General features: G+C 68.2%; 10 protein-coding genes. 1 reads left to right on the forward strand and 9 read right to left on the reverse strand.

Going from position 1 to position 8,427, the window contains the following annotated elements; translation table 11 throughout:
* Positions 1-199 precede the first annotated feature (199 nt).
* Entirely contained in the window at positions 200-1,459 is a 1,260-nt protein-coding gene (locus ACTIAO_RS16105; protein ID WP_441907169.1) for a THUMP-like domain-containing protein, read from the forward strand.
* Positions 1,460-1,470: 11 nt separating this feature from the next.
* Here the strand turns inward: ACTIAO_RS16105 and ACTIAO_RS16110 are convergent, their stop codons facing one another.
* The 9 genes from ACTIAO_RS16110 to ACTIAO_RS16150 all read right to left on the reverse strand — a co-directional run.
* Positions 1,471-2,550, reverse strand: coding sequence for a hypothetical protein (locus tag ACTIAO_RS16110; RefSeq protein ID WP_441907170.1), 1,080 nt, complete (start codon positions 2,548-2,550; stop codon positions 1,471-1,473).
* A 3-nt stretch (positions 2,551-2,553) separates the two neighbouring features.
* Positions 2,554-3,027, reverse strand: a complete 474-nt coding sequence (locus ACTIAO_RS16115; protein WP_441907171.1) for a hypothetical protein — start codon at positions 3,025-3,027, stop codon at positions 2,554-2,556.
* Positions 3,024-4,145 carry a tRNA (adenosine(37)-N6)-threonylcarbamoyltransferase complex transferase subunit TsaD gene (gene tsaD, locus ACTIAO_RS16120; protein ID WP_441907172.1) on the reverse strand — a complete coding sequence of 374 codons (1,122 nt, stop codon included), beginning with the start codon at positions 4,143-4,145 and terminating at the stop codon, positions 3,024-3,026. Before tsaD ends, ACTIAO_RS16115 begins: the two co-directional genes overlap by 4 nt.
* The gene (gene rimI / locus ACTIAO_RS16125; RefSeq protein ID WP_441907173.1) at positions 4,142-4,585 is read right to left on the reverse strand and encodes a ribosomal protein S18-alanine N-acetyltransferase; all 444 of its coding nucleotides are present in this window, start codon (positions 4,583-4,585) and stop codon (positions 4,142-4,144) included. Before rimI ends, tsaD begins: the two co-directional genes overlap by 4 nt.
* The gene (gene tsaB / locus ACTIAO_RS16130) at positions 4,585-5,238 is read right to left on the reverse strand and encodes a tRNA (adenosine(37)-N6)-threonylcarbamoyltransferase complex dimerization subunit type 1 TsaB (RefSeq protein WP_441907174.1); all 654 of its coding nucleotides are present in this window, start codon (positions 5,236-5,238) and stop codon (positions 4,585-4,587) included. Before tsaB ends, rimI begins: the two co-directional genes overlap by 1 nt.
* A gap of 27 nt (positions 5,239-5,265) precedes the next feature.
* Positions 5,266-5,748 (reverse strand): tRNA (adenosine(37)-N6)-threonylcarbamoyltransferase complex ATPase subunit type 1 TsaE, encoded by a 483-nt coding sequence (gene tsaE, locus ACTIAO_RS16135; RefSeq protein ID WP_441907175.1) that lies wholly within the window; start codon positions 5,746-5,748, stop codon positions 5,266-5,268.
* Positions 5,745-6,851 (reverse strand): alanine racemase, encoded by a 1,107-nt coding sequence (gene alr, locus ACTIAO_RS16140; RefSeq protein ID WP_441907176.1) that lies wholly within the window; start codon positions 6,849-6,851, stop codon positions 5,745-5,747. The genes tsaE and alr overlap by 4 nt, the downstream gene beginning before the upstream one ends.
* A 220-nt stretch (positions 6,852-7,071) precedes the next feature.
* On the reverse strand, positions 7,072-7,431 hold the full coding sequence (locus ACTIAO_RS16145) for a holo-ACP synthase (protein WP_441907177.1): 360 nt from the start codon (positions 7,429-7,431) through the stop codon (positions 7,072-7,074).
* 184 nt (positions 7,432-7,615) lie between these two features.
* The coding region (locus ACTIAO_RS16150; RefSeq protein WP_441907178.1) for an SIS domain-containing protein at positions 7,616-8,427 on the reverse strand (812 nt) is incomplete at its 5' end.

Raw genomic sequence — 8,427 nt, forward strand, 5'->3', positions numbered from 1 at the left:
ATGACGATGCGGTCTTCGAGCGGCTTGATGGAAACCGACACGGTCTACCTCTTCTTTCTTGACGCTGACACGAAAGACTTGTTCGCACTCTCAACCCGAGAGTGCTAATCACAAGTGTAGGCGCTCGGCTGGCACTCACGCAATGCGAGTGCCAATTCGCGGTTGCTGAGCCTGTCGAAGCACGCCGTAGTCTGGACCCGTGGAGATGTCCGAGCTCACTGCCCTGCTCACCCCGGAGGGCCTCCGGTTGCTCGATGAAGTGGGGACCATCTCATCGACGACAGACGTCGCACGGACCGTCTCTCGGCTGCGCGCCGCAGGCCACTCCCCCGATCTCGTCTCGGCTGTTGTCGGGCAAGCGCACCTGCGCGCGAAGGCATCCTCGAAGTTCGGCGACTTTTCCGGGCGGATGCTGCTCACCAGAGCTGGCCTCGAGCAGGCGACGCGCTTGGGGGTCGCCGCACGGCACGCCGGTCGCATGCGGCGCGCGGGCATCGAGCAGGTCGCAGACCTCGGCTGCGGCATCGGCGGAGATGCCCTCGCTTTCGCAGGTGCCGGTCTCGGCGTTCTCGCGGTGGATGCGGACGAGATCACCGCCGCGATCGCCGCCTACAACCTCGCACCGTTCGGGGATGATGTCACGGTCGAACACGGCACGGCCGAAGAGTTCGTGAGCACGAACTTCGGAGATGTGCAGGAACTTCGCACAGAATCGGCGGATTCGTCCGAAGAAACTGCTTTTCTCCGAGGCAAGCGCACGGCGATCTGGCTCGACCCTGCGCGCCGCACGGCCGGGCACAGCGAGACGCGGCGCGTCGCGGCATCCGATTATTCGCCATCCCTCGACTGGGCGTTCGCTCTCGCATCCCGGATGCCGGTCGGCATCAAGCTCGGCCCCGCTCACGATCGCGACGAGCTGCCAGCGGATGCCGAGGCGCAGTGGGTCAGCGCCGATGGCAGTGTCGTCGAGCTGGTGCTGTGGTCCGGCATCCTCGCTCGTGACGGCGTGCGTCGCTCGGCGCTGGTGATCCGTGGCGATCAGTCGCACGAGCTGACGGCGGGGGCGGATGCTGTCGACGCCGAGACTCGCGAACTCGGCGCCTTCGTGCACGAGCCGGACGGCGCCGTGATCCGCGCGCGCCTCATCGGTGACGTCGCACGGTCACTGGATGCCGGGATGCTCGACCCGAAGATCGCCTATCTCACCGGGGATGCCGCGGTGACGAGTCCGTTCGTGCAGTCGTTCCGGGTGCGCGAAGTGACGGCGGCGAATCCGAAGGCGATAAACACCGTGCTGCGCGCGCACGACATCGGGACGCTCGAGATCAAGAAGCGCGGGATGGACATCGACCCCGCGGCGTTCCGCAAGAAGCTGAATCTGAAGGGCTCCGCGAGCGCCACGCTGATCCTCACCCGCGTGGGCGACAAGCGCATGGCGATCCTCGCCGACCGGGTCTGAGAGCTACTCGGTTATTCGCCGGTCTTGTCGTCGATCGACGAAAGATCATCTGTGCCGAAGTAGTACTCCGTATCGACATCTTTGTAAATCGTCAGCTGCGGCGAGCGCATCTCGGACTGCGTGACGATATAGCGGGTCGGGATGCCGTCCACTTCGGTGCCCAGCACGAGATCCTCGTTCGCCCCGTCCGCGCAGGCCTCGGCGAACCCATCGCGGCCGGTGGGCGCGACCACGCAGAGCGTCCCGCTCTCCCAGCTCGCCCACACGATTCGATCCCCATCCGCGCCGAGGGCCTGGAGCATCTCTCCCCGATAGCCGATGGCTTCGACCGCGCGCAGCTGCGCCAGCTCGTTCTCGGAGTACTGCAGCTCCCAACTGCTGCTTTCACCCCAGACCTGGATGAACGGCACGATGTCGCCGTTCGCCTGCGGGATCAGACTCGCACTGAGCTGCTGCCCCGCCTTTTCTTCGCCTTCTGGCACCATGACCATCGCACTCGGCCACGCGTAGTTGTCCACACGCTCCCGAGTCACGCAATCGGTCTGCGGGATTCTCGGCGGCACGGTGACGATCACGCAGACCTCGTCCCCCTCAGCGCGGCTGGCGCTCCACACCACGACGCCGTGGTCCGCTGCGAGCGGAACCACCGTGCCGGGGTCGAAAGTCCGCTCCGCTTCGAGTTCGGCTTGCGTGTCGGCATGGGCCGAGGCGAGGGCGGATGCTTCGGCATCCCACCCCCAGACTCCCCAGCCCACACCGACGCCGATGGCGAGGAGGGCTGCCGCGGCCACAAGGAGAATCGGCCAGCGGCGGGGGCGCTTCCCGCTCCCTGAATCTGTGTCCCCGCTCCCTGAGCCTGTCGAAGGGTCGGCTTCGGGAAAGGCTTCGACTCGCTGCGCTCGCTCAGCCCGTTTCGTCTCGCTGCGCTCGCTCAACGGCCGACCTGGGGCTTCAGGATCGGGCTCTGCAGTCCGGCCCTCGAGCTGCTCGAGGCGGGCGAGCTCCTCACCCGTCAGCCCGCCACCGGGGCCATAGGCTTTGGCGCGCAGCATCCGCAGTTCTGTTGAAGTGTCACGAGGGTCCGGCGGCATCCGCTACCCGATGCTCTCGAACTGCATGCCTGCCCAGACCAACCATCCGAGGCTGAAGATCGTGGCGGCGATACCCAGCACGAGCGCCCATGTCGCGATCGCGCGGCTCTCTACGGGACGGCGCAGCGACATGATCGCCGCAACCACGGCGATGACCGCCAGTGGGATGCCCCACCCCACGAACCATGAGGTGACGAGCGCAACGACCGCCGCGACGAGCGCCCACGGGGCGAGGCGAGCGTTGTCATCGGCTGGTGCCAGTGATGCCGGATCCCACTGCATCGTCGGCGTACCTGCGGAGTCCGCCGGTCCGCTGGCAACGGTCGGCTCGATGCCGATGGGGCCAGTCGGCATCCGTGTGTATTCTCCGCGCCGGGCGCCGGGCATGCGCGCACTGTCGGCAGGGTGCTCGACCTCGGGGCGCGGGTTCTCGACCGTCGGGCCATCGGCGCCGGAGCTGTCAGGTGTGTTCGTCATGCAGCATCCTCCGAGCCCGCTCGGGTGCGCTCGGCGACCTGGATCTCGGTCACGGGCAGTGTCGAGTCCGCACCGAACTCGAGCGTCGAGGGGCGACGTCCCGAGGCAATGAGATCGGCGGCGAGCGCTGCGATCATCGCTCCGTTATCGGTACACAGCGACAGGGGCGGAATCCGCACGGTGACACCGGCCTCTGCCGCACGAGCGAGCGCCACCTCACGCAGTCGCTTGTTGGCGATGACGCCGCCGCCGAGCAGCAGACGCGGGACTCCCCGATCCGCGCATGCAGCGAGAGCCTTGGTGACGAGCACATCGACGACGGCCTCGCGGAAGCTCGCGGCGACATCTGCCCGCGTCGACGGGCTCAGTGGGCGACCGGCATCCTCTTCCCGCTCCACCCAGCGTGCGACGGCGGTCTTCAGGCCCGAGAACGAGAAGTCGTAGCGGTGCTTGGCCATGTCCGTGGCCTTGGAGAGTCCGCGCGGGAACCGGATGGCCTTCGGGTTGCCTCCGCCGCCTGGCGAGGAGTCCGCGGCCCGATCGATCTCCGGCCCGCCCGGATACGGCAGCGAGAGCAGCCGCGCGACCTTGTCGAATGCCTCACCGGCCGCATCATCGATCGTCTCGCCGAGCAGTTCGACATCGGTCGTGAGGTCGCGCACATGCAACAACGAGGTATGCCCGCCCGAGACGAGCAGTGCGATCGTGGGGTACTCGAGCGGCTCGGAGTCGGGTGTGACGATGTCGGCGGCGATGTGCCCTACGAGATGGTTCACGGCGTACAGCGGTTTGTTCAGCGAGACCGCGAGCCCCTTGGCTGCTCCCACGCCGACCATCAGGGCTCCGGCGAGACCTGGGCCGCTGGTCACGGCGATGGCATCGAGATCCTCGAGCGAAACCTGGGCTTCGGCGAGCGCCGTCTCGATCGACGGCTGCAACGCCTCGAGATGCGCGCGGGCTGCAACCTCGGGCACGACACCGCCGTAGCGGGCGTGCTCGTCCATGCTGGAGGCGATCGTGTTCGACAGGAGCGTGCGTCCGCGGACGATGCCGATGCCGGTCTCGTCGCAGCTCGTCTCGATTCCGAGCACGAGAGGTTCGGTGCGGGGCTCGGTCACAGCTTCACCTTCATCACGATCGCATCCACATCGTCGGGCTGGTAGTAGCGCGGCCGGCGGCCGATCTCCTCGAACCCCTCCGACAGGTACAGGCCCTCGGCGGCCGGGTTGTCGGCGCGCACCTCGAGGAACACTTCGCGTGCGCCACGGGCGGATGCTTCGGCGAGCAGAGTCCGCAACATCGCACGCCCGCGCCCTTCGCCTCGGCGGGCGTCGAGCAGCGCGATCGTCTGGATGTCGGCATCCGCACTCCCGCGGATCGATCGGAGCCCGGCATATCCGATGACGGCATCATCATCTTCGTCGACGACGTAGTGGCTGTATTCCGTGACGAGCTCGGCCGCCATGGCCTGGGTGCTCCACGCGTCGGTGGGGAATGAGGCGTTCTCGATCGCCATGATCGCGTCCAGGTCCGTGGGTGTCGCGGGGCGGATCGTCATCAGCTCACCCGCTTCGGCGCACCGGGCACGGTCACGTCGGGTTGGCGGAGATACAGCGGCTCCGCGCCGGTGAGCTCTCGTCCGGCGCGTGCGGCACGCATGCCGACGCGGGCAAGCGCCGCAGCATCCAGAGTCGCCACCTCGATCGAGTGGATGCCGCGCAAGCGCTCGTCGGCATCGGCACGGGGCACGAGGATGGTGGGTTCGACGAGATTCGGGATGCCGTCGGCATCCGTCCCCTCGAAAATACTGATCGCGACCTCGCGGCGACGGGCATCCGTGACGATGGCGAAGCGCCCCGAGACGGCCCCTGAGCCTGTCGATCCGGTCCCTGAGCCTGTCGAAGGGTCGAGCACGGCGAGCGCGGCGGCGAAGTGGCTCGGCACCGGGGTGACCTCGACGCCGCGGCCGAGGGCGAAAGCGCGCGCGGTGGCGATGCCGATCCGCAGACCGGTGAAGGGTCCTGGCCCCATGCCGGCGACGACGTGCGCGACTGCCCCGGAGCCCGCGGAAGCGAGCGTCTGCTCCAGCAGCGTGCCGATCACCTCGGCGTGGCCGAGCGGGTCAGGGCTGGAGGCATCCGCTACGACCCGGCCGTCCGCATCAACGAGCGCGACGGCCGTACCGAGCGAGGTGTCGACAGCGAGAATCACCTCTCCAGGGTAGTCGGCGCCACACGATCAGGCGCGCACGCACTCAATGGTCACGACCCGTGGGGCGTCGGCATCCAGGTCTTCATCGGCGATGTCCTCGTCGCCGCCGATCGGGCGCTCGATCTCGATGTCCCACCATGTGTCGGCGATCGCGCCGGCCATCTCACGCCCCCACTCGATCACGACGACCGAGCCCGCGAGGTCCACGTCGAGATCGTCGAGTTCGGCGGCCGATCCGAGCCGGTAGGCGTCGACGTGCACGAGGGGCGCGCGGCCGACCAGCGAGGGGTGAGTGCGGGCGATGACGAAGGTCGGGCTCTGGACAGGTCCGCGCACGCCCAGCCCTTCGGCAAGGCCTCGGGTGAAGGTCGTCTTCCCCGCGCCGAGCGGACCGGTCAACACGATCAAATCGCCGCCGATGAGCTGCTCGCCGATGACGAAGCCGAGGTGCTCCATCGCCTCCGATGTCGCGATGTCGCGGCGTCCGAGGAAAGCAGGGTCGATGCTCACGCGCTTCTCCGAGGTACGCGGTTACCGATCCGGGTCACAATGTCGTAGTTGATGGTGCCGGCGGCGTTAGCCCACTCCGTGGCCGAGGGCGCACCGAGCGTCGGGTCGCCGAAGATGGTGACCTCGTCCCCCACGGAAACCGGGGTGTCTCCGACATCGACGATGAACTGGTCCATGGCGACGCGGCCGGTGACGGCGAAACGGCGCCCCCCGATCGCGACGGGGCCACGACCGGAAGCCTGACGTGGGATGCCATCGGCGTAGCCGAGCGGCACAAGCGCCAGGGTCGTGTCGCGGTCGGCGCGGTGGTCGTATCCGTACGAGACACCGGCTCCCGCTGGCACGCGCCGCACCGCCGCGACTGCGCCGCGCAGGGTCATGGCTGGACGCAGTCCCAGTTCAGCCGAGGAGCGGTCATCGAAGGGCGATAGTCCGTACAGACCGATGCCGATGCGGACGGCATCGAGGCGCGTCTCAGGCAGATCGATCGCGGCCGCGGTCGCGGCGATGTGCCGGATCTGCGGATGGATGCCGACGGATGTTGCAGCCGCCGTGCCCTCCTCGAATCGGGCGAGGGCGTCGCGGTCATCTGCGGGCGAAGCGTTGGAGAGGTGGCTGAACAGACCGATGATGCGGATACGTCCGATGCGTTCGAGGCGCGCTGCCTCGGCGAGGACGCGGCCCCAGTCGCGCGGCGGGATGCCGTTGCGCGAGAGGCCCGTCTCAAGCTTGAGGTGAACGTCGACGACTCCCTCCGCTCCGGCTGCGGCACCAGCGGCCTCGAGCTGGTCGAAGGAGGAGATCCCGACCTCGATGCGGTTCGCGGCGGCGGTCTCGAAGCGTTGTCCCGGTTCGTGCAGCCAGGCGACGATCGGCGCGGTGATGCCCTGGCGACGCAGGTCGAGCCCCTCGGCGATCTCCGCGACACCGAGACGGGTTGCTCCTCCGGAGAGGGCGGCGACCGCTGCGGATGCGGCGCCGTGCCCGTAGGCATTCGCTTTGACGACGGCGATGACGTCGACGCCCGTGACGCGGCGGATGTGCCGGGTGTTGTCGGCGATGGCATCCATATCGATGGTCGCCTCGCGGAACGGAGCATTCATGCCGCGCTCCCCTCTCCCCGAGGTTCCATCCCCCGAGGCCGCACCATCCGAGCCCCCACCATCCGTCGAGCCCGCATCCCCCGAGGTTCCATCCGTCGAGGCCCCCCGTGGTTGCCGAGGCCCCCGCTGGGACACGCGAATGCGAGGGGGCGCCGATGACTGGAGGGGGCATCGGCGAAGGTGGTGCGGGTGCGGGTGGTGCAGGTGCGGGTGCGGGGAGTCATGCGGGCAGCCCCTCTGCGATGACGAACGCCGTGGCGAGGCCCGCGTCGTGCGACATGGTCAGGTGCAGGCTGGTGATCCCGCGCTGCTCGATGACGTCGGCGGTCGTGCCGGACAGGCGGAAGTACGGCCGCCCGGACTCTTCGGATCCGATCTCGATCTCGGTCCAGTGCACGCTGTCTGACCCGCCGAGCGCCTTGATGAGCGCTTCTTTCGCGGCGTAGCGGGCGGCCAGAGACGGAAGCTTGAGTTCGCGCTCGGTCGGCGCGAACAGGCGCTCCATCAACCGCGGCGTCCGGGAGATCGTGCGCTCGAACCGCGGTATGTCGACGAGGTCGATGCCGGTCCCGATGATCACGGTTCCAGCCTACCGGCCCCACCCCGCCGTGCCCGGAACGTGCCCGGGACCAGCCGCCGAGGCCCCCTCGAAATGCCGACGCCCCCTGTGATTCGCGCGTCCCAGCGGGGGCGTCGATGATCAGAGGGGGCGTCGGCGCAAGCGCGACGAGACGCGAGCGCGACGCGACACGTCGGCCGACGGGCTACTCGACCGTGACGGACTTCGCGAGGTTGCGAGGCTGGTCGACGTCGAGACCCTTCGCTGTAGCAAGCGCCATGGCGAAGATCTGTAGCGGCACGACCGTGAGTAGCGGCTCGAACATGGGGCCTGCGAGCGGAATGTGGATGACCTCATCCGCGAACGGCAGCACCGCGGCATCCCCCTCTTCGGCGATGACGATGACTCGCGCGCCGCGGGCACGGATCTCCTGGATGTTCGAGACGACCTTGGAGTGGATCAGCGCGGAGTGGCGCGGCGACGGCACGATGACGAAGACGGGCTGGCCGGGCTCGATAAGCGCGATCGGTCCGTGCTTGAGCTCACCGGCGGCGAAGCCCTCGGCGTGGATGTACGAGATCTCCTTGAGCTTCAGCGCGCCCTCGAGGGCGATCGGGTATCCGACGTGGCGACCGAGGAACAGCACGGAGCGGGTGTCGGCCATCCAGTTCGCAAGCTGCGAGACGTGGTCGTTCTCCTTTGCGAGCACCGACGCGATCTTCTCGGGCAGCGAAGCGAGTTCGGCAACGACATCCGACTCGACAGCGACAGAGCGCACCCGCCCCATGTGCAGACCGAGCAGCAGCAGAGCGGTGATCTGCGCCGAGAACGCCTTGGTGGATGCCACGGCGACCTCGGGTCCGGCATGGGTGTAGACCACGGCATCCGATTCGCGCGGAATCGTCGCGCCCTGCGTGTTGCAGATCGACAGTGTGCGGGCTCCGCGCTCGCGGGCGTATTTCACGGCCATGAGCGTGTCCATGGTCTCGCCGGACTGGCTGATCGAGATGACGAGCG

This window comes from Microbacterium sp., from assembly GCF_052099035.1.
In the GTDB taxonomy this organism is placed as follows: Bacteria; Actinomycetota; Actinomycetes; order Actinomycetales; family Microbacteriaceae; genus Microbacterium.

Bases quoted from the DNA above. Each gene is read 5' to 3' on its own strand.
- ACTIAO_RS16110 (WP_441907170.1), bottom strand. From the start codon at position 2,550: ATGCCGCCGGACCCTCGTGACACTTCAACAGAACTGCGGATGCTGCGC.
- rimI (WP_441907173.1), bottom strand. From the start codon at position 4,585: ATGACGATCCGCCCCGCGACACCCACGGACCTGGACGCGATCATGGCG.
- alr (WP_441907176.1), bottom strand. From the start codon at position 6,851: ATGAATGCTCCGTTCCGCGAGGCGACCATCGATATGGATGCCATCGCC.
- ACTIAO_RS16115 (WP_441907171.1), bottom strand. From the start codon at position 3,027: ATGACGAACACACCTGACAGCTCCGGCGCCGATGGCCCGACGGTCGAG.